General features: G+C 64.6%; 24 protein-coding genes. 20 read left to right on the top strand and 4 right to left on the bottom strand.

All coding sequences use genetic code 11. The features are described from left to right. The first annotated feature begins 307 nt into the window (after nt 1-307). From ABID58_RS13495 to ABID58_RS13485, 3 genes are read left to right on the top strand one after another with little or no spacing between them, the layout of a single operon-like run. Complete coding sequence (locus ABID58_RS13495; protein WP_187434824.1) at nt 308-850, top strand: MarR family winged helix-turn-helix transcriptional regulator; 543 nt, start codon at nt 308-310, stop codon at nt 848-850. Beyond that, on the top strand, nt 847-1,578 hold the full coding sequence (locus ABID58_RS13490) for a response regulator (RefSeq protein WP_148751115.1): 732 nt from the start codon (nt 847-849) through the stop codon (nt 1,576-1,578). The genes ABID58_RS13495 and ABID58_RS13490 overlap by 4 nt, the downstream gene beginning before the upstream one ends. Nucleotides 1,579-1,597: 19 nt before the next feature. Further along, nucleotides 1,598-2,986, top strand: a complete 1,389-nt coding sequence (locus ABID58_RS13485; protein ID WP_148751114.1) for an ATP-binding protein — start codon at nt 1,598-1,600, stop codon at nt 2,984-2,986. Nucleotides 2,987-3,003: 17 nt separating this feature from the next. Here the strand turns inward: ABID58_RS13485 and ABID58_RS13480 are convergent, their stop codons facing one another. Continuing rightward, the gene (locus ABID58_RS13480) at nt 3,004-3,534 is read right to left on the bottom strand and encodes a DUF3617 domain-containing protein (protein ID WP_354032985.1); all 531 of its coding nucleotides are present in this window, start codon (nt 3,532-3,534) and stop codon (nt 3,004-3,006) included. A gap of 53 nt (nt 3,535-3,587) precedes the next feature. After that, nucleotides 3,588-3,881, bottom strand: coding sequence for a hypothetical protein (locus ABID58_RS13475; RefSeq protein WP_148751112.1), 294 nt, complete (start codon nt 3,879-3,881; stop codon nt 3,588-3,590). Nucleotides 3,882-4,063: 182 nt separating this feature from the next. On the opposite strand from ABID58_RS13475, the gene ABID58_RS13470 reads away from it, so the two are divergent. The 4 genes from ABID58_RS13470 (at nt 4,064) to ABID58_RS13455 (ending at nt 6,737) form a co-directional block, all read left to right on the top strand. Beyond that, nucleotides 4,064-4,528 carry a hypothetical protein gene (locus tag ABID58_RS13470; RefSeq protein ID WP_148751111.1) on the top strand — a complete coding sequence of 155 codons (465 nt, stop codon included), beginning with the start codon at nt 4,064-4,066 and terminating at the stop codon, nt 4,526-4,528. A gap of 119 nt (nt 4,529-4,647) precedes the next feature. After that, nucleotides 4,648-5,349 carry a ribonuclease T2 family protein gene (locus ABID58_RS13465; protein WP_354032984.1) on the top strand — a complete coding sequence of 234 codons (702 nt, stop codon included), beginning with the start codon at nt 4,648-4,650 and terminating at the stop codon, nt 5,347-5,349. A gap of 53 nt (nt 5,350-5,402) precedes the next feature. Beyond that, on the top strand, nt 5,403-6,269 hold the full coding sequence (locus ABID58_RS13460) for a 23S rRNA (adenine(2030)-N(6))-methyltransferase RlmJ (RefSeq protein ID WP_354032983.1): 867 nt from the start codon (nt 5,403-5,405) through the stop codon (nt 6,267-6,269). 252 nt (nt 6,270-6,521) lie between these two features. After that, nucleotides 6,522-6,737 carry a cold-shock protein gene (locus tag ABID58_RS13455; RefSeq protein WP_027534220.1) on the top strand — a complete coding sequence of 72 codons (216 nt, stop codon included), beginning with the start codon at nt 6,522-6,524 and terminating at the stop codon, nt 6,735-6,737. An 86-nt stretch (nt 6,738-6,823) separates the two neighbouring features. Here the strand turns inward: ABID58_RS13455 and ABID58_RS13450 are convergent, their stop codons facing one another. Then, complete coding sequence (locus ABID58_RS13450; RefSeq protein ID WP_148751108.1) at nt 6,824-7,447, bottom strand: outer membrane protein; 624 nt, start codon at nt 7,445-7,447, stop codon at nt 6,824-6,826. A 251-nt stretch (nt 7,448-7,698) separates the two neighbouring features. On the opposite strand from ABID58_RS13450, the gene uvrC reads away from it, so the two are divergent. The 9 genes from uvrC to ABID58_RS13405 all read left to right on the top strand — a co-directional run bounded on the left by uvrC (nt 7,699) and on the right by ABID58_RS13405 (nt 16,484). Further along, nucleotides 7,699-9,771: an excinuclease ABC subunit UvrC gene (gene uvrC / locus ABID58_RS13445; protein ID WP_354032982.1), complete on the top strand. Its 2,073-nt coding sequence runs from the start codon at nt 7,699-7,701 to the stop codon at nt 9,769-9,771. Nucleotides 9,772-9,871: 100 nt separating this feature from the next. Further along, a complete protein-coding gene (gene pgsA / locus ABID58_RS13440) occupies nt 9,872-10,489 on the top strand; it encodes a CDP-diacylglycerol--glycerol-3-phosphate 3-phosphatidyltransferase (protein WP_148751106.1) in 618 nt (205 codons plus the stop codon). Then, the gene (gene moaD, locus ABID58_RS13435) at nt 10,486-10,737 is read left to right on the top strand and encodes a molybdopterin converting factor subunit 1 (RefSeq protein WP_354032981.1); all 252 of its coding nucleotides are present in this window, start codon (nt 10,486-10,488) and stop codon (nt 10,735-10,737) included. Before pgsA ends, moaD begins: the two co-directional genes overlap by 4 nt. Nucleotides 10,738-10,740: 3 nt before the next feature. Then, nucleotides 10,741-11,223, top strand: coding sequence for a molybdenum cofactor biosynthesis protein MoaE (locus ABID58_RS13430; RefSeq protein ID WP_354032980.1), 483 nt, complete (start codon nt 10,741-10,743; stop codon nt 11,221-11,223). Next, nucleotides 11,223-12,182 (top strand): 50S ribosomal protein L3 N(5)-glutamine methyltransferase, encoded by a 960-nt coding sequence (gene prmB, locus ABID58_RS13425; RefSeq protein WP_354032979.1) that lies wholly within the window; start codon nt 11,223-11,225, stop codon nt 12,180-12,182. The genes ABID58_RS13430 and prmB overlap by 1 nt, the downstream gene beginning before the upstream one ends. A gap of 78 nt (nt 12,183-12,260) precedes the next feature. Beyond that, a complete protein-coding gene (locus ABID58_RS13420) occupies nt 12,261-12,848 on the top strand; it encodes a phage holin family protein (RefSeq protein ID WP_354032978.1) in 588 nt (195 codons plus the stop codon). After that, nucleotides 12,848-13,978, top strand: coding sequence for a YihY/virulence factor BrkB family protein (locus ABID58_RS13415; RefSeq protein WP_354032977.1), 1,131 nt, complete (start codon nt 12,848-12,850; stop codon nt 13,976-13,978). The genes ABID58_RS13420 and ABID58_RS13415 overlap by 1 nt, the downstream gene beginning before the upstream one ends. 151 nt (nt 13,979-14,129) lie before the next feature. Then, the gene (locus ABID58_RS13410) at nt 14,130-15,614 is read left to right on the top strand and encodes an EAL domain-containing protein (protein ID WP_354032976.1); all 1,485 of its coding nucleotides are present in this window, start codon (nt 14,130-14,132) and stop codon (nt 15,612-15,614) included. 15 nt (nt 15,615-15,629) lie between these two features. After that, nucleotides 15,630-16,484, top strand: coding sequence for a TIGR01459 family HAD-type hydrolase (locus ABID58_RS13405; protein WP_148751099.1), 855 nt, complete (start codon nt 15,630-15,632; stop codon nt 16,482-16,484). Nucleotides 16,485-16,625: 141 nt separating this feature from the next. Here the strand turns inward: ABID58_RS13405 and ABID58_RS13400 are convergent, their stop codons facing one another. Beyond that, on the bottom strand, nt 16,626-17,021 hold the full coding sequence (locus tag ABID58_RS13400) for a response regulator (protein WP_007596883.1): 396 nt from the start codon (nt 17,019-17,021) through the stop codon (nt 16,626-16,628). 228 nt (nt 17,022-17,249) lie between these two features. Here ABID58_RS13400 and ABID58_RS13395 point away from each other — a divergent pair, with 228 nt between their 5' ends. The 4 genes from ABID58_RS13395 (at nt 17,250) to ABID58_RS13380 (ending at nt 22,779) form a co-directional block, all read left to right on the top strand. Continuing rightward, nucleotides 17,250-18,221 (top strand): bifunctional riboflavin kinase/FAD synthetase, encoded by a 972-nt coding sequence (locus ABID58_RS13395; RefSeq protein WP_354032975.1) that lies wholly within the window; start codon nt 17,250-17,252, stop codon nt 18,219-18,221. 203 nt (nt 18,222-18,424) lie between these two features. Beyond that, a complete protein-coding gene (gene ileS, locus ABID58_RS13390; protein ID WP_354032974.1) occupies nt 18,425-21,433 on the top strand; it encodes an isoleucine--tRNA ligase in 3,009 nt (1,002 codons plus the stop codon). Between the two features lie 9 nt (nt 21,434-21,442). Beyond that, nucleotides 21,443-21,937 carry a signal peptidase II gene (lspA, locus tag ABID58_RS13385; RefSeq protein ID WP_148751096.1) on the top strand — a complete coding sequence of 165 codons (495 nt, stop codon included), beginning with the start codon at nt 21,443-21,445 and terminating at the stop codon, nt 21,935-21,937. A gap of 110 nt (nt 21,938-22,047) precedes the next feature. Beyond that, nucleotides 22,048-22,779, top strand: a complete 732-nt coding sequence (locus ABID58_RS13380; protein WP_148751095.1) for a hypothetical protein — start codon at nt 22,048-22,050, stop codon at nt 22,777-22,779. Nucleotides 22,780-22,830: the final 51 nt, after the last annotated feature.

Genomic DNA, 22,830 nt, shown 5'->3' with positions numbered 1-22,830 from the left:
GTTCCGCCGTCCGCCTGCCCGTTCCGGGCCCGGCTGACTTGATGTGGTTTCTGGCCGAACCACCGCCAGCCTTGTTACGGCCGGTTTCCGTGGCCAGCATGTCGGTCGAGGACATGCTTTTGCGGAAGGCGGAAGTCCAGTATGTTTTGCCGAAATGCCGCTCGACAATCGCACGGTAGATCTGATCCGGCCGTTGCCGCCTGTCCGGCTCGCTCCGGCCGCCCTTGAAAATGCCACCCGACACGAGACGATCTAAAATTTCGTGTGGGCCAATCGTTTTGTAACATTGAACCCAAGATACGTCAATATGCCTGACATAAATTTCGCGACTCCCTCTCAAGACGCTGCCGAGCCACGGCCGGCGGCAGGCGAAGGAGGCAATTTGCGCTGGGATATCATCGAGCTGCTGTTCTTCGCCTATCGCGATTTCGTCGGCGACCCCGACCAGGAGCTGGAGGCTTTTGGCTTCGGCCGGGCCCATCACCGGGTCATGCACTTCGTTTATCGCTATCCCGGCCTGAAGGTCGCCGACCTGCTCGACGTCCTGCGCATCACAAAACAATCGCTCGGCCGCGTGCTCAAGCAGCTCCTGGACGAGGGCTACATCTTGCAGAAGACCGGCGACAATGACCGCCGCCAGCGGCTGCTCTATGCGACGCCGAAGGGCGAGGCACTGGTGCAGAAGCTCGCCGGCCTGCAGACCACGCGCATCACCAAGGCGCTCGCCGAGCTGGCGCCGCAGGATGCCGAGACCGTCAAGCGTTTCCTGCGCGCGATGATCGACCGCGACGATCCGGACAAGGTGCTCGAGACGATCTTCGCCACCAGCCATCAAGACGAAAAGGAGTGACCGTGCCGCTCGCTGCCACGCTCGCCCGTCCGCCGGTAGAACCGGCTGACGACGCCCCGCATCTTCTGCTGGTCGACGACGATCGCCGCATCCGCGATCTCTTGTCGCGCTTCCTCGCGGCCGAAGGCTATCGCGTCACCACCGCTTCAAGCGCGGGTGATGCGCGTTCAAAGCTTTTGGGCCTGCATTTCGACTTGCTCATCCTCGACGTCATGATGCCCGGCGAGACCGGCTTCGATCTCGCCCGCTTCATCCGCACGTCCTCTTCGGTCCCGATCGTGATGCTGACGGCGCGCCATGAAGCCGAGGCCCGCATCGAGGGTCTTCAGATCGGCGCCGACGATTACGTGGCAAAGCCGTTCGAGCCGCGTGAGCTGGCACTGCGCATCAACAACATCCTCAAGCGCGCCGCGCCGCCGGCGCAGGCCGTGACGGTCGAGAAGATCGCATTCGGTCCGTACGTCTACCATCTCGATCGCGGCGAGTTGCGCCAGGGTGAGGAGGTCATCCACCTGACCGACCGCGAGCGCGAGATGCTGCGGATTCTCTCGGAGACGCCGGGCGAGACCGTGCCACGCAGTGCGCTGACCGGCAATGGCAGCGTCAACGAGCGCGCCGTCGACGTGCAGATCAACCGCCTCAGGCGAAAGATCGAAACCGATCCCGCCAATCCGCTGTTCCTTCAGGCGGTGCGCGGCATCGGCTATCGGCTGGTAGCCTCGCCATAAAAGCAGTGAAGCACGACCGATGAGCACGATCGATACCGGCCTGACGCTGCTCAAGAGCGCCGCCGGACGCGTCTCTGCCGCCAATGGCTGGATGGGCAACGCGTTCAAGGGCTGGATGCCGACCGGCCTCTATGCCCGCGCACTGCTGATCATGATCGTGCCGATGGTGATCCTGCAATCGGTCGTCGCCTTCGTGTTCATGGAGCGGCACTGGAACACGGTGACGCGCCGGCTGTCGGCCGCGGTGGTGCAGGACATCGCCGGGCTGATCGACGTCTACAAGGGCTATCCGCAGGACAAGGACCGCGACCAGATCCGCCGCATCGCGCAGCAGCGCCTCGGTCTCGTCGTCGACTTCCTGCCGGCCGGCGACATGCCGCCGCCGGGACCAAAGCCGTTCTTCTCGCTGCTCGACCAGACGCTGTCGGTGCAGCTCGGCCGCCAGATCGGGCGCTCGTTCTGGATCGATACGGTCGGCCGCTCCAACCTCGTCGAGATCCGCATCCAGCTCGACGATGCCGTGATGCGCGTGTTCGCGCAGCGCAGCGCCGCCTACGCCTCGAACTCGGAAATCTTCCTGTTCTGGATGGTCGGGACATCGTCGATCCTGCTGATCGTGTCGGTGCTGTTCCTGCGCAACCAGATCAAGCCGATCCTGCGGCTTGCGGACGCCGCGGAAAGTTTCGGCAAGGGCCGCGAGGCGCCGAACTTCAGGCCGCGCGGCGCGCGCGAGGTGCGGCGCGCGGCGGGCGCCTTCCTCGAGATGAAGTCGCGCATCGAACGTGCGATGGAGCAGCGCACCGCGATGCTTGCCGGCGTCAGCCACGACCTGCGCACCATCCTCACCCGCTTCAAGCTCGAGCTGGCGCTGATCGGCGACAGCCCCGAGATGGAGGGCATGCGCAAGGACGTCGACGAGATGTCGATGATGCTTGAGGATTACCTTGCGTTCGCCCGCGGCGATTCCGGCGAGCAGTCGCAGCCGACCGACATGGCCCAGGCACTCGAGGAGCTGCGCAGCGATGCCGAACGCCACGGCCACATCGCGACCGTGACATTCAGCGGCCTGCCCGTGGTGACGGTGAAGCCGGCCTCGTTCAAGCGCTGCCTCGCCAATCTCGTCACCAATGCGGCGCGCTACGGCAAGGCGATCGCCATCTCCGGCCAGCGCGATCACCGCTACCTCACCGTGACCGTCGACGACGACGGCCCCGGCATTCCCGTCCATCTGCGCGAGGAAGTGTTCAAGCCGTTCCTGCGGCTCGACAACGCCCGCAACCAGGACGAAGGCGGCACGGGCTTAGGCCTAGCCATCGCCCGCGACATTGCCCGCTCGCATGGCGGCGACATCACGCTCGGCGACAGCCCGATGGGCGGATTAAGGGCGAGCGTGCGGATTCCGGTGTAGCTGCAGCAGCCCCCCGCCTACTTCGGCAGCAGCGCTTTCAGCTTATCGACATCGCGGACGTTCATCTTGAAGCCGCCGGGCATCACGATGTCGCCGGGCTTCTGGTCCGGCTTGCAGGCGCCGAGCCATTTCGCTTCGAGCGTCATGGTGGAGTCACGCCCCGCGGCGCCGACCGCGCCACCTTGCGCATGCGACGAGGTCTTCACCGTGTAGGCCGAATTGAAATCGCCGGTGATCTCGGCGTGCGAAGTCGTGGACATGCCGGCGACGCTGCACTCGGAATCGCTGACATAGCCGGTCGCGGTCTTCTTGACGTCCTGCCTGGAGCAGGCCTGCTTGGCCATCGGCGAGATGTTGCTGTTCATCTGCTTGTCGACAGCCTCGTCGGTGCAGTGCTGCATGGTCATTTCCGGCATCGCCGAGCCGGTCCTGACCATCTTCAATTCCCAGAGACCGGCCTTGCGTACCGGCAAATCGTCGGCCGAGGCGCTAACCGCCGACAACCCGAGACAAGCGACTGATCCGAGCAAAGCAAGCTTGCGCGTCATGCGAGGGACTCCGGCTGAGATGTCGTGCGCAACCTCTGGCGTCCCGAAACGAGTCAGTAGAGCGTGCGGATCGGACGATCGGCGGCGCCATAAGGCACCCAGCGGCAGGCAAAGGAGAGGTAGCCGCCCTCGTAGGCCTGCACGGCGAGGAATTTCACCACCTTGCCGTAGCGCGCACAATGATCCACCGCGACCTGGCGCGCATCGGTCTGCGTCGCCATGGAATAGGCGATGATACCGCCGGTGTCGTTGCCCTTGAAGGGCGGCACCGGAAGGATGTCGGCGCGCGCCGACTGGCTCGCCATGATCCCCAAGGCAAGAAGGCCCGCGGCCGCAATGATTCGCATTCCCGTCACTCCGATTGGCTGGCAGCACTTTACGGTGCCGGACCGCCGGTGAAAAGAACGGATAGGCCGTTGGCTGCGACCTTATGGTCAACTCGTGGCCGAGTGTTGCCGCGCTGCACTTGACCTCTCCCGCCCTTCGCGTCACCGTCCTGCCTTCGCGGATCATGCTGTCTGGATTGCCCATGCGCGCCTCAACCTCCCTGAAATCGCTTCGCCTTGCCGCCGTTCTCGGCCTCATGTTCGGAGCGCTGTCGCTCGGTGAGGCAAGGGCCGCCAATCCGCTGGAGCTGAATTTCTGGCTGAGCGGGCCCCGTTATGACGGCAACGTCGCCGATTGCGAGAAGGCACTGCCGACGATCGCGAACCAGTTCTGGGAGAAGGAAAGCTCGTTCTGGAATTCGCCTTTGAAGATCGAGGGCTTTTCGGCCGTTCACGAGACCGCGTTCCGGCCTTGGGCGTCCGACAACATTCCGCGCCGCTACTGCACCGGCGAGGCCATGCTCAACGACGGCAAGATGCGCAGGGTGCACTTCTCGATCGTCGAGGACGGCGGCTTTGCCGGTTACGGCCAGGGCGTGGAATGGTGCGTGGTCGGGCTCGATCGCAACTGGGCCTACAATCCGGCCTGCCGCGCCGCCAAGCCTTAAGTCGAAGATCCCTGATTCGAACCGATCCAGCCGCCGATCGACGGCCGCCTGAATTTTGTTCTTGAAATGTTCTTGTTGCCTGCTAGGCTTATTGCACAGTCTAGTTGAGGGACGTCGCCATGTTTCATTTTAGATTGCATTCGCTCTCCCGCCTTGTGATCTCATTGACCCTTGCCGCGGGGCTGATCGCGCTGGCCGGCGGCGCGAAGGCGCAGGACAAACGGCAGAACGCGCCGGGCGAATTCGATTTCTATGTGCTGTCGCTATCCTGGTCACCGTCCTTCTGTGAGGAAGCGGCCGAGCGCGGCCGCGGCGGGGGGCGCTCGAATATCCAGTGCGAGGGACGGCCTTATTCCTTCGTGGTGCACGGGCTGTGGCCGCAATATGAGAACGGCTTTCCGGAATATTGCCAGCGGCCGTCGCCGCGGCTGAACCGCAACATCGTCTCCTCGATGCTCGATCTGATGCCGGCGCCGGGGCTGATCTTCAACGAATGGGACAAGCACGGCACCTGCTCGGGGCTGACCGACCGCAACTACTTCGAGACGATCCGCAGGGCGCGCGCCGCGATCAAGATTCCGGCCGAATATCTCGATTTGTCGCAGGCCAAGACCGTGGCGCCGGGCGAGGTGGAAGAAGCCTTCGTCAAGGCCAATCCGGGCCTGAGCAACGCAGCCGTCTCGGTCACCTGCAACCGCACCCGGCTCTCCGAGGTCCGCATCTGCCTCAGCAAGGATTTGCAGTTCCGCGCCTGCGAAGAACTCGACCGCCGCGCCTGCCGCCGCGACCAGGTGACGATGCCGCCGATCAGGGGTGGGTAGTTCAGGCTGTCGTGCCTCTTTGCTCAAGCCATCGCGTGGCGTAGTGCTCTTGCATGAACTATCGCCACGCCTTTCACGCCGGCAACTTCGCCGATGTCATCAAGCACATCGTGCTGGCGCGCATCCTGACCTATTTGCAGGACAAGCCGGCCGCCTTCCGCGTCATCGACACCCATGCGGGTGCCGGCCTCTATGATCTCGACAGCGACGAGGCCCGCCGCAGCGGCGAGTGGCTGACGGGGATCGCGCGGCTGATGCAGGCGCGCCTTTCGAACGAGACCGTCGCGCTGACCAAGCCGTACATGGACATCGTCCGCGCCTTCAATCCGAAGGGCGAGCTCAAGGCCTATCCGGGCTCGCCCTTGATCGCGCGCGGCCTGATGCGGCCGCAAGATCGCCTTGTGGCCTGCGAGCTCGAGCCGAAGGCACGCAAGGCGCTGATCGGCGTGTTGCGGCGGGACGAACAGGCCCGCGTGGTCGATCTCGACGGCTGGATGGCGCTGCCCGCGTTCGTGCCGCCGAAGGAGCGGCGCGGGCTCGTGCTGATCGACCCGCCGTTTGAGACCAAAGACGAGCTCGAGAGACTGGGCGAGGCCTTCTCCACCGCTTATGCGAAATGGCCAACCGGTATCTATGTAATCTGGTATCCCGCCAAGAGCCGGCGCGCCACCGACGCGCTGGCGCAACTGGTGGCGCGGACCGCGGCTGCAGCAAAGACTCCGGGAAAATGTCTGCGGCTCGAATTCAGCGCCGCGCCGCAGATGGACGGCGCACCTCTCACGTCCGCCGGGCTGTTGATCGTCAATCCGCCCTATACGCTGCAGGGCGAGCTCAAGACGATCCTGCCCGAGCTGGAAATGCCGCTCGGCCAAGGCGGCGCTGCCAGATTCCGATTGGAAGTACCAAAGCCTTACCCCTAAAGCGCCGCCATTCTTGGGAAAAAGATGCAGTAGCGGTAGTCAATCTGCAAAGAACCGTATTATGCTGTTGGCGTGACTGGCTTTACGTTCCGCTTCCGCGAATGGTTGCGGCGGAGTGAAGGCCTAACAAAGATCCAGTCGGACCGAAGGGTCTGCCCAAGGATGGCCAGCTCTCCCGGGCTACGTGATGCCCGGTCATGTCGCGACGCGCGTCTGCGTTGCGACGGAGGAGCAATGAGGGGGAGTTTCCCGATGGCCAATACGGGAACGGTTAAGTTCTTCAACGGCGAGCGCGGCTACGGCTTCATCAAGCCGGACGACGGCGGTCGCGATGTCTTCGTTCACATCACCGCGGTTGAGCGGGCGGGACTGAAGGACCTTGCCGAAGGACAGCGTATCACATTCGAAGTCGAACCGGACAAGAAGGGGAAGGGGCCGAAGGCGGTCAATCTCGTGATCCTTTCGTAGCGAACCTGCCCCAAGAAGCCTGGCGCAAAAAAGTCCCGGCCGCGAGCGGCCGGGAGGCTGTAGTCCGGTATTTTCTTATTTGGCTATCAGAAGTGATAGTTCACGCCTGCGCGAACAACGCTGGCGCTATAGCCGTTTGACACGCCTGTAATTGCGAACTGGCTCGACGACAGATCGATGTAGAGATATTCGAGCTTCGCGCTCCAATTCGGCGCGAAGCCGACTTCCGCGCCGACGCCGGCGGTCCAGCCGGCGGTGGTGTGCGATTCCGTCCAGCCGAAGGTCTGCGCGCGCAGCTCGCCGAAGGCGAGGCCGGCGGTGCCGTAGAACAGGATGTTGCTGAAGGCATAGCCGGCGCGACCACGCAGTGTGCCGAACCAGGGATTGGAGAACTTCCACGGTGCAAAAGTGTCGTCGGCGCCTGCGGCCTGGATGTCGCCCTCGACACCGAACACCCACGGGCCGTTCTGGAAATTGTAGCCGGCCTGCACGCCGCCGACGAAGCCGGAGGGCTTCACGGGCGTGTTGCTCACCGAGCCCCATTCATAGCCGAGATTGGCGCCGAGGTACGGGCCGGCCCAGCTGTAGCCATTGAGCGGCTGATTGACCGTATAGGGCGCACGCTGCCCGTAACTGAGATCGGCGGCCCCTGCCGAAGCCGCCCAGCCGGCTGCAACCAACGCGGCTGCGCCCACAACGAGCCCCTTCATCACACACTCCAACGCAACTGCCGCAACCGGGTGCGAGGCCCGCACCGCCGCGCAAGGCCAGACCGCATGGTTACGGAACCACCACTTTTTCGCGTAAGATTTATCGAGAGTTTTAAGTTAAAGGGCTGTTAAGACCCGTTACCGCGCTGTTAACAGACTTAAGGAAGCGTTACCGGGAGCTGCGCTGCCATTCTGTGCGTGCGGCACGGCCGGAACTTCAAATCGGCTCCCCCAGCGCCTAAATTCGCACCATGGTTCACGATTCCACCGACGATCCGGACGACGCACGCGCGCGCAAATCGCCGCGAGTTGCGACCGCCGACGCCCCGCTCCAACAGCCCCAGGAGACGGCGCCGCCCGACCTCGATCCCGCCACCATGGGCGGCGACGACGAGGACGATGCACGGCTGCCCGACATTCTGGAAGAGAGCGGCGCGATCGGCGAGGAGCCGCTGGCGACCGGTCACGAGGCGATCGAGCGCGCGGTCCGGCTCGCGCCGACCTCGCCCGGTGTCTATCGCATGCTCAGCGCGAATGCCGACGTGCTCTATGTCGGCAAGGCCAAGAACGTCAAAAAGCGCCTGTCCAACTACGCCCGCCAGGGTGCCCCGCTGCCGGCGCGCATCCTGCGCATGATCGCGGCCACGGTGACCGTGGAGATCGTCTCGACCACGACCGAGACCGAGGCGCTGCTGCTGGAAGCCAACCTCATCAAGCAGCTGCGGCCGCGCTTCAACGTGCAGCTGCGCGACGACAAATCGTTTCCCTATATTCTGATCACCGGCGACCATTGGGCGCCGCAGATCCTGAAGCACCGCGGGGCGCAGACCCGGCCCGGGCGCTATTTCGGCCCGTTCGCCTCCGCCGGCGCCGTCAACCGCACCATCACGGCCTTGCAGCGCGCATTCCTGATCCGCTCCTGCACGGATTCCTTCTTCGAGAGCCGCTCGCGGCCCTGCCTGCTCTACCAGATCCGCCGTTGCGCCGGACCCTGCACCCGCGAGATCGACTTCGGAGGCTATACGACGCTGGTGCGCGAGGCGACCGACTTCCTGTCCGGCAAGAGCCAGGCGGTGAAGCAGGAGCTCGCAGGCGAGATGGAGAAGGCTTCCGGCGAGCTCGAATTCGAGAGCGCGGCGCTCTATCGTGACCGCCTCGCCGCGCTGTCGGCGATCCAGTCGCAGCAGGGCATCAATCCACGCACGGTGGAGGAAGCCGACGTGTTCGCCATCCACCAGGAAGGCGGCTTCTCCTGCGTCGAGGTGTTCTTCTTCCGCACCGGCCAGAACTGGGGCAACCGCGCCTATTTCCCGCGCGCAGAGAAGACCTTTACGCCGGAGGAAGTGCTGGGGTCCTTCCTCGCACAATTCTACGACGACAAGCCGCCGCCGAAGACCATCCTGCTCTCGCATGACATCGAGGAGAGCGACCTGCTCGCCAACGCGCTGTCGATCAAGGCCGGCCACAAGATCGAGGTCACCACGCCCAAGCGCGGCGAGAAGAAGGAGCTCGTCACCCACGCGCTGACCAATGCGCGCGAAGCGCTCGGCCGCAAGCTCGCGGATACTGCGACCCAAAGCCGCCTGCTCGACGCCATGGCCACGACGCTGAGCCTGCCGCATGCGCCCAAGCGCATCGAGGTTTACGACAACAGCCACATCCAGGGCACCAACGCTGTCGGCGCCATGATCGTCGCCGGCCCGGACGGTTTTGTGAAGAACCAGTACCGCAAGTTCAACATCAAGTCCGAAGGGCTCACGCCCGGCGACGATTACGGCATGATGCGCGAGGTGCTGGAGCGCCGCTTCAAGCGCCTGATCAGCCCGCCCGAAGAGAGCCCTGCCAAGGTCAAGGACGACGATTTCCCGCAATGGCCCGATCTCGTGATCATCGACGGCGGCCGCGGCCAGCTCAACGCCGTCAGGGAGATCTTCACCAATCTCGGCCTGACCAAGGTCTCGCTGATGTCGGTCGCGAAGGGGCCGGACCGGGATGCCGGCCGCGAGACCCTGTTCATGCCGGAGCGCGAGGCGATCAAGCTGGAGCCGCGCGACCCCGTGCTCTATTTCATCCAGCGCCTGCGCGACGAGGCCCACCGCTTCGTCATCGGCTCGCACCGCAAGCTGCGCAAGAAGGACATTCGCGAGGCCGGTTTGCAGGAGATTCCGGGCATCGGCCCGTCACGCAAACGTGCCCTGCTGCACCATTTCGGAACCCTGAAGGAGATCGAACGCGCCTCGATCGCCGATCTCGGCAAGGTTCCTGGGGTGAGTGCCGAGAGCGCCCGCAGGATTTTCGACTATTTCCATCCCCAGCCGGGGTGAACTAAAGGGGCCGAAGCTATAGTCATATGGTCGTCGCATCCCGCGCCCCAATTGGGGGCGGACGGTTGACCTTCAGGCTGGAGCGGTATTGGTAGGACCGATGAACATCGCCACGACACGAGGGACGACCAGCCGCGCGATGTCCCTCCCGAACATCCTGACCTATGGCCGGATCGCCGCGATCCCGGTCGTGGTCGGATGCATCTATGCGCAGTCGATCATGGACTACCCGTTGTGGCTGCGCTGGGTCGCAGTCGCGATCTTCATCGGCGCCGCGGTGACGGACTATCTCGACGGCTATTACGCGCGGATCTGGAATCAGCAATCGGCGTTCGGCCGGATGCTCGACCCGATTGCCGACAAGCTGCTGGTCGCCTCCTGCCTCCTGATGCTGGCCGCCGATGGTATCATCCATGGCTGGTCGCTGTGGGCCGCCATCGTGATCCTGTGCCGCGAGATCCTGGTCTCGGGCCTGCGCGAATACCTCGCCGCGCTCCGTGTCAGCGTGCCCGTGACCAAGCTCGCCAAATGGAAGACCACGGTTCAGCTCGTCGCGATCGGCTTTCTGCTCGCCGGTCCGGCCGGCGACGAGGTCGTTCCTATGGTCTCGCTGATCGGCCTCGTCCTGCTATGGGCCTCGGCGATCCTGACCATGTACACGGGCTACGACTATTTCCGCGCCGGCATCCACCACCTCATCAAGGAGGACGAGGGATGAGGGTGAAGTACTTCGCCTGGGTGCGCGAGCGCGTCGGCAAGGCCGAGGAGACGATCGAGCCGCCCCCGACGGTGCGCACCGTCGAGGAGCTGATCGCCTGGCTGTCCGGTCAAAGCGAGGCTCATGCCTATGCGTTCGAGAAGCCGAAGGTGATCCGCACCGCGATCGACCACGCCCACGTCAAGGCCGACGCCGCGATCGTTGGCGCCCGCGAGATCGCGTTCTTCCCGCCTATGACCGGCGGCTAGGCCATGACTCCCCCTATGACCAGCTGCCCCGTCACGATCCGCATCCAGGAAGACGATTTCGACATCGCGCGCGAGATCGCGGTCCTGACCGAGAGCAGAACCGATATCGGCGCGGTCGTCAGCTTCTCCGGCATCTGTCGCGCCGACGAGGACAGTTCGAAGATCGCGGCGCTCACGCTCGAGCATTATCCTGATATGGCGGAAGAAGAGATCAAGCGCCATGTCGACGAGGCGATCTCGCGCTGGCCGCTCAACGGCGTCACGGTCGTCCATCGCGTCGGGCGGTTCATGCCCGGCCAGAACATCGTGCTGGTGCTCACCGCCTCGCAACACCGCCGGGCGGCGTTCGAGGCGGCCGAGTTCATGATGGATTATCTCAAGACCAGCGCACCGTTCTGGAAGAAGGAAGAGCGCGACACCGGCACCGGCTGGGTAGAGGCCCACGCCCGTGACGACGAGGCCGCCGCCCGCTGGACCCGATCCTGATGGCAAGAGCCGTGAGAAAGACCACGCGCGGCCGCGCTGCGCCAAAACTCACGAAGGTCGGCCGCGGCGAGCTGCTCACGCTGATCGATTTCGTCCGCTATGCGGTCAGCCGCTTCGTCGAGGCGAAACTTGCCTTTGCCCACGGCACGACCGATCCGGTGGCGGAAGCCGTCTTCCTGGTCTGCGAAGCCCTGCACCTGCATCCCGACCAGTTCGAGATTTTTGGCCATGCGCGCGTCACCGCCGCTGAAGGCAAGACCCTGCTCGATCTCATCCATAAGCGCGTGACCACACGCAAACCGGCGGCCTACCTCGTCAACAAGATCTACATGCGCGGCCTGCCGTTCTATGTCGACGAGCGCGTCATCGTTCCGCGCTCCTTCATTGGCGAGCTCCTGGATTCGCATTTCGGCGGCGACGGCGAAGCGGGTTCGCTGATCGACGATCCCACGGCCGTCGAGCGCGTGCTCGATCTCTGCACGGGATCGGGATGTCTCGCGATACTCACCGCATATCACTTTCCGAATGCCATGGTTGACGCCGTCGACATCTCCAAGGGCGCACTCGAAGTCGCGGCGCGCAATGTTGGGGAACATCGGCTGGATGAGCGGATCACGCTCCATCGGGGCGACCTGTTCGCGCCGCTCGGCGCCAACAAATACGACCTTATCATCACCAACCCGCCCTACGTCGACGCGGAAGGCATGGCGGCGCTGCCGCCGGAATGCCGGGCCGAGCCGAAGCTCGCCTTCGACGGTGGCGCCGACGGCCTCGACGTCGTCCGTCGCATCCTGCGCGATGCGCCAGACCATCTCACACCGGACGGCGGCCTGCTCTGCGAGATCGGCCGCGGTCGCGAGCTGGTCGACGAGGCTTTTCCGGAACTGCCCCTGCTCTGGCTCGACACGGAGGACTCCGAGGGCGAGGTGTTCTGGATCGCGGCCGCCGATCTCGGTTGATCGAGCACGCGGCGGAACAAGTCAAATTCCGCCACGTTCATCCCCCAACGAAGTTACGCGCTTTCGGAGGATATCCGCATGCTCGCGCCATCGGGCGAATTGCTGCGCGCCGGCATGGCGCTGAAACTCAACCATCTCAAGCGCGCGGCGCGGTCGTATCTGCGAGACCGCACCAGCCAGACCACCGGACGCGTGACGTCCTACGCGGTCGCGGTGGGACTGTTCGTAGTGGCCGGGCTGTTCCTGATTGCGGCCCTCTTTGTCGGCCTGATCGCTCTCTACCGGTGGGTTGCGATCACCTATGGACAATTCTGGGGGTTTGGGGCCGTCGGGGCGGTGCTGTTGGTACTGGCCGTCGCCTGCGCCGGCGTCGCCATGGTGCAGATGAAGCGCAAGCCCAAGCCGATCGTGCCACTCGCCAGCCGGCTTCGAGTGGCGATTGCCACCCCGCGCATTCCGCTCGGAACCGTCAAGGAGGCGGTAAAGGAGGTCGCGACGACGATTCCCCTAGTGCCGCTCGCGCCGGGCGAACGCGGCAATGGCAGCAAACCCAGCTCCATCCACACCAACCGACCGGTGCAGCTTGGCCTGATGCTCGCGGCGATAGGTGTCTTGGGGTTCACTGCCGCGCGGCGAAGGCGGCACGGGCATGGATCGGACGCGTGATGCCCGCGCGGCGCTCCGAGCAGTTCGATAAGTGGCTGCTGATGGCAGCCAGTGCCGTGTTCGTGCTGAGCGCGGAACGGTATTTCAAGGAGTCTGGCCTGATCCGGTCGGGGCCTCCGCAGGACCACCGCCATAACGAGGCGAATTCGCCGGAGACGAGCGCCGGGCGTGCGGCCGCGCAGCCCGGACGCGGCCGTCGCTCCAACGATCCGTTCGCAATTCCTTGGGCCGGCTGGAAGGATATTTTCTGGCGCACCTATCAGCGCATCGATGAAGATCGCTTGCTCGCGACCGCGGGCGGCGTCGTCTTCTTCGGGTTGCTGGCGATCTTTCCGGCGATAACCGCGCTCGTCTCGTTCTACGGCCTGTTCGCCAATCCCTCGACGATCGCCGGCAACCTGCAGACCCTCGCGATGATGCTGCCCGAGGGTACGTTCCAGATCATCCAGGACCAGGTCGCCCGCGTGGTGTCCAAAGGCAATACAGCACTTGGGGCCACGTTCCTGTTCGGCCTTGTGCTTGCGATCTGGAGCGCCAACGCCGGCGTCAAATCCGTCTTCGACGCGCTCAACGTTGCCTACGAGGAGCGTGAAAAGCGCAGCTTCATCCGCCTGAACCTGGTGTCGCTGGCCTTCACGGTCGGCGGCATCGCAGCGCTGCTGTTGATGGTGGGCGCCGTGGTCGCCTTCCCGCTCGCGCTGAACCATATCGGGCTTGCGCCCGAAAGCAGGCTGGTCATCGCTCTCGCACGGTGGCCGCTGCTGTTCGTCCTCCTGCTGGTAGCGCTTGCCATCCTCTACCGCTTCGCGCCCAGCCGGGATGCGCCGCGCTGGCAATGGCTGAGCCTCGGCGCAGTGACGGCCGCCATCCTCTGGATCGCCGGCTCGGCACTGTTGTCCTGGTACCTGTCCGAATTCGCCAACTACAGCGCGACGTACGGCTCGCTTGGCGCGGCGATCGGCCTGATGATGTGGATGTGGATGTCGGCCATCGTCATCATGTTCGGGGCCGAGCTGAACTCGGAGGTCGAGCGGCAGACCCTGCGCGATACGACCACCGGACGGCCCAAGCCGCTCGGCAGCCGCGACGCCGTTTCGGCCGACACGGTCGGCGCCGCCGCGCCGTCCTGACCCGGCACTCGCCGCGTGCGGCCGCTATCCCCTCGAATCAACAATGATGTTAGGGTCGTGCATGCTTGGGAAGCATGAGGCGTGACGGGTGCGAATTGCGGCCCGTGTTTTCCCGGGTGAGGCAGTCAGATCTTGAGGCATAACGCGCGGCATGATTCGCATTTCGACGATCTTCATCGCCATCTGCATGGTTCTGGTCGCGGCCTCGCTCGGGCTCGTGCTCTACGCGGTCGCCGGCATCAGCGGAACCGAATCCGCGATCGTGGCCCTGACCGCGCTGACCTTCCTGATCCTCTACAACGCGGTCTCGATGCGGCTGCGCGACCGCAGTGACGTCGGCGGGCAGATCGCCGACCTGTCGCGCGGCACCGCCGATCTCGCCCGCCAGGTAGCCGAGTACGGCCGCCGGCTCGCCGCGATCGAGGGCCGTATCGCCTCGTCCAATTCGACCAATTCCGATCGTGTCCAGTCGGTGGTCGGCGAGATCAACGAGCTCGGCGGGCTGGTCAGGCAGCTTGCCGCCACCGTGTCGACCCATGAGGACCTGCTGGCCGGTCACGCGCCGGCGCCGGCCCCCGCTCCGGCCACCAGGCCGGAGCCGGAAGCACCGATCGACCTGATGGCGCCCTTCGAGGAACGTGCGGCCGCTCCTCCGCCGCTTCCCGCACCGCCGCGGCCGACGCCGCCGGCCGTCCAGACCCACACCGCCAGTGCCGTTTCGACGGTCAATGGCCGCAACCAGACCCAGATGCTGGTGACGTTGCGCAACGCCATCGACGAGAACCGCATCGACATCTTCCTCCAGCCGATGGTGACGCTGCCGCAGCGCAAGGTCCGCTTCTACGAGGCCGTGACCCGGGTGCGCGACGAGCGCGACCAGCTGATTGCCGCGGAAGAGTTCATCAGCATCGCCGAGGTCTCGGGGCTGATCGGACGCATCGACAACATGGTGTTGTTGCGCTGTGTCCAGGTGTTGCGGCGGCTGATGGTGCGCAACAAGGATGTCGGCGTGTTCTGTAACGTCGCGGCTTCGACGCTCGGCAATTCCACCACCTTCGCGCAATGCCTCGACTTCCTCGAAGCCAACCGGGCGCTCGCGCCATCGCTGGTGCTGGAGTTCAAGCAGTCGACCTTCCGCGGCCTCGGCCCTGCAGAGACCGAGAATCTCGCGGCACTCGCGCAGCGCGGCTTCCGCTTCTCGATCGACCATGTCACCGACTTGCGGATCGAGCCGCGCGAGCTCGCCGACCGCGGCGTGCGCTTCATCAAGGTCCCGGCCTCGCTCCTGCTCGACCCCAAGCAGGCGTCGACCTCGGATATTCATCCCTCCGACCTGTCCGACCTGCTCGGCCGCTTCGGCATCGATTTGATCGCGGAGCGGATCGAGGGCGAGCGCGCGGTGATCGACTTGCTCGACTATGACGTGCGGTTCGGCCAGGGCTTTCTGTTCGCACCGCCCCGGCCATTGCGGCCCGAGGGGGCATCTGCTACCGGCGGGGCCGCGTCGAACCCGGCGCAGGACATTCAGGGATCCAATGGCTCCGGAACACCCAGCCCAGGCGCAACATCAGCTGCGGCGCCTGCCGCCCCGTCATCGCGCATCACCGGCAACGCGGCGCTGGCGCGCCGCATCTGATCGGCCGCACGCATCATGACCACGCTGCATTTCGCCCAAAGCCTGCGCGAGCTCGTGGGCGGGGTCGACGTCGTGCTCAGCGACATCTGGGGCGTGGTCCATAACGGGCTGGAATCCTTCCCCGAGGCCTGCGAGGCGCTGCACACCTATCGCAGCCGTGGCGGTACGGTGATCCTGATCACCAACGCGCCGCGCCCGGCCGCCTCCGTGCAGCGGCAACTGCGCAAGCTCGGTGTCGCCGACGAGACCTATGACGCAATCGTCTCCTCGGGCGATCTGACCCGGCACTATGTCGCCGAGCATCCCGGCCGCAAGATGTTCTGGCTCGGCCCCGAGCGCGACAACTCGATCTATCGCGGCCTCGATGCGAAAACCGCGCCGCTGGAAGAGGCCGACTACATCGTCTGCACCGGTCTCTATGACGACGAGACCGAGACCGCGGAAGATTATCGCGGCATGATGCTCAAGGCGCGCGAGCGCAAGCTGACGCTGATCTGCGCCAACCCCGACATCGTGGTCGAGCGCGGCGACCGGCTGATCTATTGTGCCGGCGCGATTGCCGAGCTGTATCGCGAGCTTGGCGGCGAGGTGATCTTCTACGGCAAGCCGCACCGACCGATCTACGAGCGCGCGATGGCGCTCGCCGGCGAACGCCAGGGGCATCCAATCGATCGGAAAAAGGTGCTGGCGATCGGCGATTCCGTCCGCACCGACCTGACCGGCGCACGTGAATTCGGCGTCGACTGCCTGTTCGTCACCCGCGGCATCCATGCCGAGGAGTTCGAGGGCCTCGACCAGCTCGATCCCAAGTCAGTGACGGAATTGTTCGGCCACCCGCCGAAGGCGCTGATGCGCGAATTGAAGTGGTAGGAACTATCGCGCCCCGGACGCAGCGCGAAGCGCTGCAGAGCCGGGGACCAGAAGCCGCAAGTGATGTCGTGGATGGACTGGGTGCCGGCTCAGCGTCGCGTTACTAATGTAACGCGCCTTGTCCGGGACACCAAAGCGCGCCTACGCGCTCGCCATGTCCGGGAAGACCGCCTCGATCTTGGTCTTCAGCGTCGCCGCATTGAACGGCTTGACGATGTAGTTGTTCACGCCGGCCTTCTTGGCCGCGATCACGTTCTCGGTCTTCGATTCCGCCGTGATCATGATGAAAGGCGTGGTGGCGAGATTGGGATCTGCCCGCACTTCGCGGAGCAGGTCGTAACCCGTCATCGGCTCCATGTTCCAGTCGGAGATCACGAGCCCGTACTTCTTGCCGCGCATCTTGTTCAGAGCCGCCGAGCCGTCGCTGGCATCATCGATGTTCTCGAAGCCAAGCTGCTTCAGGAGATTCCTGATGATACGGATCATGGTGCTGTAATCGTCCACCACCAGAACCGACATCGACAAATCAACCGCCATCTCGACTCCCCCAACGCAAACCCAGGAAATATTACGATCGGACCTGCCGGCCGTAGCCCGCGGTTCCACGTTTCAAGCACTAGCACCAAGGCGTTAAACAGCGCGTTAACTGGGGCCGCACCCGCTGAATTGAAATCGCCGTTCCGTGCATCCGCCCCTCCGGCTTGACTTCGCCGGTCGGGTCAAGCCACGGTCCCGGCCGGTCCCGCCGGCTCGAGAATTCCCCTGATGGCCCCGCAATTTACCGTTATCCGCGATACCACGCCGGATTCTGCGATCCTGAAGGGGGCCGTGGTCGCCATGGGCAATTTCGACGGGGTCCATCTCGGCCACCGGGCCGTCATTGCCGCAGCCCTGGAGATGGGCCGGGCGCATGGCCGCCCTGCGCTGGCGCTGACCTTCGAGCCGCATCCGCGCCGGTTCTTCAGCCCCAACACCCCACAATTCCGTCTGACGGACGAACGCGCCAAGCTGCGGCTTCTGGCCGGGACCGGGCTTGCCGGTGCCGTGGTCATGACCTTCGACAAGGCCCGCGCCGGCACCAGTGCGCAAGACTTCATTCACCATGACCTGATCGGGCGCCTCGGCATCGGTGGCATCGCGGTCGGCTACGACTTCCATTTCGGCAAAGGCCGCGTCGGCTCGCCCGGCCTTTTGGTGAACGAGGCACCCCGGCTCGGCATCGAGGTCGACGTCCAGCCGCATGTCGATATCGACGAACGCCCGGTCTCCTCCAGCGCGATCCGGATCGCGCTCGCCGAGGGCCAGATCGACGAGGCCACCACCATGCTGGGCGCGCCCTGGTTCATCACTGGCGAGGTCATCCATGGCGAGAAGCGCGGCCGCGACCTCGGCTATCCCACCGCCAACATCCGGCTCGACGCCAATTGCGGCCTGAAGCACGGAATCTACGCCGTGCGGGTCGGCCGCGGGCCTGAGCGTCTGAGCGGGGTGGCGAGCTTCGGCCGTCGGCCGACCTTTGATAATGGCGCGCCGCTGCTCGAAATCTTCCTGTTCGACTTCAAGGGCGACCTTTACGGGCAGGCGCTGGACTGCGCCTTTATCGGCTTCATCCGCGAGGAGCTGAAATTCGACAGCCTGGAGGCCCTGATCCATCAGATGGACGACGATTCCGCCCGCGCTCGCGCTATGCTGGCCGCCGCCCCGGACGCGTTTCCGCGGCTCGGGACCGTCGATTGAAGGCCCAAAGCCGGCCCGCCGGACCTTTGCGCTTCCCTTAGCCCCCTGCTATGGAGAGCCCATGTTTGCGCGGCGCATCATAGGGATTAGCAGCCCGGCTTCCGCCTGAGCCTTCGGCTCGGCGCAAGACCGGGATTTTGTCGTTTCACCCCGCGATTCCGCATCGCCATCCGTTCCCGCGCCATTCCGAGCCAGTCAGCCTCATGTCCGAAAAGCCGCAAAAGTCCCAAAAATCCGAAGTCAAAGACTATTCGAAAACCCTGTTCCTGCCGCAGACCGAATTCCCGATGCGCGCCGGCCTGCCGCAGCGCGAGCCGGAAATCCTCAAGCGCTGGTACGAGATCGGCCTGTACGAGAAGCTGCGCGAGGGCGCGAAGGGTCGCGACAAGTTCGTGCTGCATGACGGCCCGCCCTATGCCAACGGCAACATCCATATCGGGACGGCGCTGAACAAGATCCTGAAGGATCTCGTCACCAAGAGCCAGCAGATGCTCGGCTTCGATTCCAACTACGTGCCCGGCTGGGACTGCCACGGCCTGCCGATCGAGTGGAAGGTTGAGGAAGAGCACTACCGCAAGAAGGGCAAGCAGAAGCCCGACTTCCGCGACTCAGCCGCGATGATCGATTTCCGCAAAGAGTGCCGCGCCTACGCCACGCACTGGCTCAACGTGCAGCGCGAGGAGTTCAAGCGCCTCGGCGTGATCGGCGACTGGGATCACCCCTACGCCACCATGAACTATCCGGCCGAAGCCCACATCGCGCGCGAGCTGATGAAGTTCGCCGCCAACGGCACGCTCTATCGCGGCTCCAAGCCGGTGATGTGGAGCGTGGTCGAGAAGACCGCGCTGGCCGAAGCCGAGGTCGAGTACGAGGACTACACGTCCGACATGGTCTGGGTGAAATTCCCGATCACCTCGCCCGCGCATGGCGCGCTGGCCTCGGCCAGCGTCGTGATCTGGACCACCACGCCCTGGACGCTGCCGGGCAACCGCGCGATCTCGTTCTCGCCGAAGATCGCCTATGGCCTCTACAAGGTGACGGACGCCCCGGCTGACAATTGGGCCAAGACCGGCGATCTGCTGATCCTCGCCGACGCGCTCGCCGCAGAGGTTTTCAAGCAGGCACGCGTCACGGCTTACGAGAAGGTGCGCGACATCCCCGGCGACACCATGGACGCGATCGAATGCGCCCATCCGCTCAAGGGGCTCGCCGGCGGCTACGAATTCATCGTACCGCTGTTGTCCGGCGACCACGTCACCGACGACACAGGCACCGGCTTCGTGCACACCGCGCCCAGCCACGGCCGCGAGGATTTCGACGTCTGGACGGCGAGCACCCGCGAGCTCGATGCCCGCGGTATCAACAGCGCGATCCCCTACACCGTCGACGAGAACGGCGCCTATACCGACCACGCGCCGGGTTTTGCGGGCAAGCGCGTCATCACCGACAAGGGTGAGAAAGGCGATGCTAACGAGGCCGTGATCAAGGCGCTCGTCGACAAGGGCATGCTGCTCGCGCGCGGCCGGCTCAAGCACCAATACCCGCATTCCTGGCGCTCGAAGAAGCCGGTGATCTTCCGCAACACGCCGCAATGGTTCATCGCGATGGACAAGGACATTGCCACTGATGGCAAGACCAAGTCCGGCGATACGCTGCGCGCCCGCGCGTTGCACGCAATCTCGGTGACGCAATGGGTGCCGCCGTCAGGCGAGAACCGCATCACCGGCATGATCGAGGCCCGCCCCGACTGGGTGATCTCGCGCCAGCGTGCCTGGGGCGTGCCGATCGCCGTTTTCGTCCTCGAGAAGGGCGACGGCTCCGCCGAGATCCTGCAGGACGAGGCCGTCAACACCCGCATCGGCGACGCCTTCGAAAAGGAAGGTGCGGACGCCTGGTATGCGACCGGCGCGCGCGAGCGCTTCCTGGGGCCGCGGGCCAACGAGGATTGGCAGAAGGTCGACGATATTCTCGATGTCTGGTTCGATTCCGGCTCGACACACGCCTTCGTGCTCGAGGACCCCGAGCAATTCCCCGGTCTCGCCGGCATCAAGCGCAAGGTCGACGGTGGCACCGACACCGTGATGTATCTCGAAGGCTCGGACCAGCATCGCGGCTGGTTCCACTCTTCGCTGCTGGAGAGCTGCGGCACGCGGGGCCGCGCGCCCTACGACATCGTGCTGACCCACGGCTTCACCCAGGCCGAGGACGGCCGCAAGATGTCGAAGTCGCTCGGCAACACCATCGAACCGCAGGCCGTCATCAAGGAATCCGGCGCCGATATCCTGAGACTCTGGGTCGCGTCCTGCGACTATACCGACGATCAGCGCATCGGCCCCGAGATCCTGAAGAACACGGTCGAGACCTATCGCAAGCTGCGCAACACCGTGCGCTGGATGCTCGGCACGCTGGATCACTACAAGCCGGCTGATGCGGTTGCGCCCGCCGAGATGCCCGAGCTCGAACGGCTGATGCTGCACGAGCTTGCGATGCGACAAGCCGTGATTCGCTCGTCCTACACCACGTTCGACTATAAGAACGTGGTCGCCACACTATCTGCTTTCTTGAACAGCGAACTGTCAGCCTTCTACTTCGATATCCGCAAGGACACGCTTTATTGCGACCCACCGTCCTCGTTACGGCGGAAGGCTGCGCTGACGACGATCGATCTGCTGTGCGACGCCGTCCTGAAGTGGCTTGCGCCGATTCTGAGCTTCACCGCCGAGGAGGCCTGGGCGATGTATAGGCCCGATGCTGCGCCATCGGTGCACCTCACGCAGTTCCCCGGTGGAATGGGAAGACTTTTTGACGACAAGCTCGCCGCGAAGTGGGAGACCATCCGCAACGTCCGCCGCGTCGTCACCGGCGCGCTGGAGCTCGAACGTGCCGCCAAGAACATCGGCTCCTCGCTCGAAGCCTCGCCGGTGATCTATGTCGCCGACCGCGAGATGCTGGCGAAATTGTTCGACACCGATCTTGCCGAGATCTGCATCACCTCGAACTACGAGGTGCGTGAGGGCGCGGCACCAGCCTCTGCATTCCGTCTCGATGCCGTGCCCGGCGTCGCGGTCGTCGTCGAGAAGGCTGTCGGCACCAAATGCGCCCGCTCCTGGAAGATCTCGCCGACCGTGGGTGAAGACCCTGAATATCCCGACGTCACCCCGCGCGACGCCAAGGCGCTGCGCGAATGGAAGGCGTTGGGCGTGAGCGTCTGATCCCCGGCCATGACCCCGCTCCGCGCCGGCATTCTCGCAGCCGTGGCCACGCTCGTGGCCGATCAGGCCTCAAAGCTCTGGCTGCTGAATGGGTTCGACCTTGCCCGTCGCGGCGTGGTGAAGGTGATGCCGTTCTTCGACCTGGTGTTGGCCTGGAACATCGGGATCAGCTTCGGCTGGCTCCAGAATGACGATCGGGCCGCGCAACTCGCGCTGATGGCGGTGAAGGTCGTCGCAGTGATTGCACTCGCGATCTGGATGGCGCGGTCACAGACTCGGCTCGCCACGGTGGCCCTGGGACTGATCATCGGCGGTGCCATCGGCAACGGCATCGACCGCCTGGCCTATGGCGCGGTGGTCGATTTCGCCCTGTTCCACATCGAAATCGCCGGAAATACCTATAATTGGTACGTCTTCAACCTGGCGGACGTGGCGATCGTTGCTGGGGTGGCGGCCTTATTGTATGATTCCTTCCTCGGGGTACCCGCCGCAAAAGCGCCCTGATCCCGGCTGATACGGACCGGAGGCGGAACCTTGCTTGGCGAGGGGTGGTCGCGCGAGACGCGGCGAGACCGGCACGATCAAGACTGCCACAGTATGGAACAGGTATAGGCATGGGTAGCTCCGAGACCAGCGGTTCGATCGGCCGAGACGCCCGGCGGGGACTTTGGCTGGCGCTGAAATTGTCAGCCGTCGCCCTCGGCATCGGTCTCGTGATGTCGGCAGGCCCGGTCCGCGCCGGTGACGACGGCGACGATGATGACGACATGACCTTCGAAGAGAAGCTCATCGACAATCTGATGTCCGGCATCGGCGCCAAGAGCATGGAAAAGAAGGGCATCGAGTACCGCGAGCGGTCGCCGCTGGTGGTGCCGCCCAAGCTCGACCTGCCGCCGCCCGCCAGCGCTGACGCCAAGGATGCGCCAAACTGGCCCAAGGATCCCGACGAGAAGCGCCGCAAGGAGGCCATCGCTCAGCGGAAGAAGGCGGGCAACAAAGCAGCGGAGTACTTGCAAAACGCCCGCCCGCTGTCGCCGGCCGAATTGGACGCCCATAAGACGGCCGCCCCGGACAAAACCACCAATGATCCGATCCAGCCAGGCAGCAACACCAACCACCCGACGATGAGCCCGGCCGAGCTCGGTTACACCGGCGGCCTGTTCAAGATGTTTTCGAACAACAAGGACGAGAGCAAGCAATTCACGTCCGAGCCGCCGCGCCAGTCTCTGACCGAGCCGCCGCCGGGATATCAGACGCCTTCGTCGAGCTATGCCTATGGTACCGGCGAGGATAAGTCGCGGCGGACCTATTTCGACGTCAGGTCGGGTAAGGAAAAGGAGCAATAAGCTCCTTGCCCGTCGCACGCAGGCGTGGACCCGCCGCAATCGTCCGGTGTA

The sequence above is a fragment of the Bradyrhizobium sp. S3.2.6 genome (genome assembly GCF_040546885.1).
Taxonomy (GTDB): Bacteria; Pseudomonadota; Alphaproteobacteria; order Rhizobiales; family Xanthobacteraceae; genus Bradyrhizobium; species Bradyrhizobium cytisi.
Note: the sequence above shows the minus strand (reverse complement) of the source record. Positions and strands in the feature narration are given on the sequence as shown.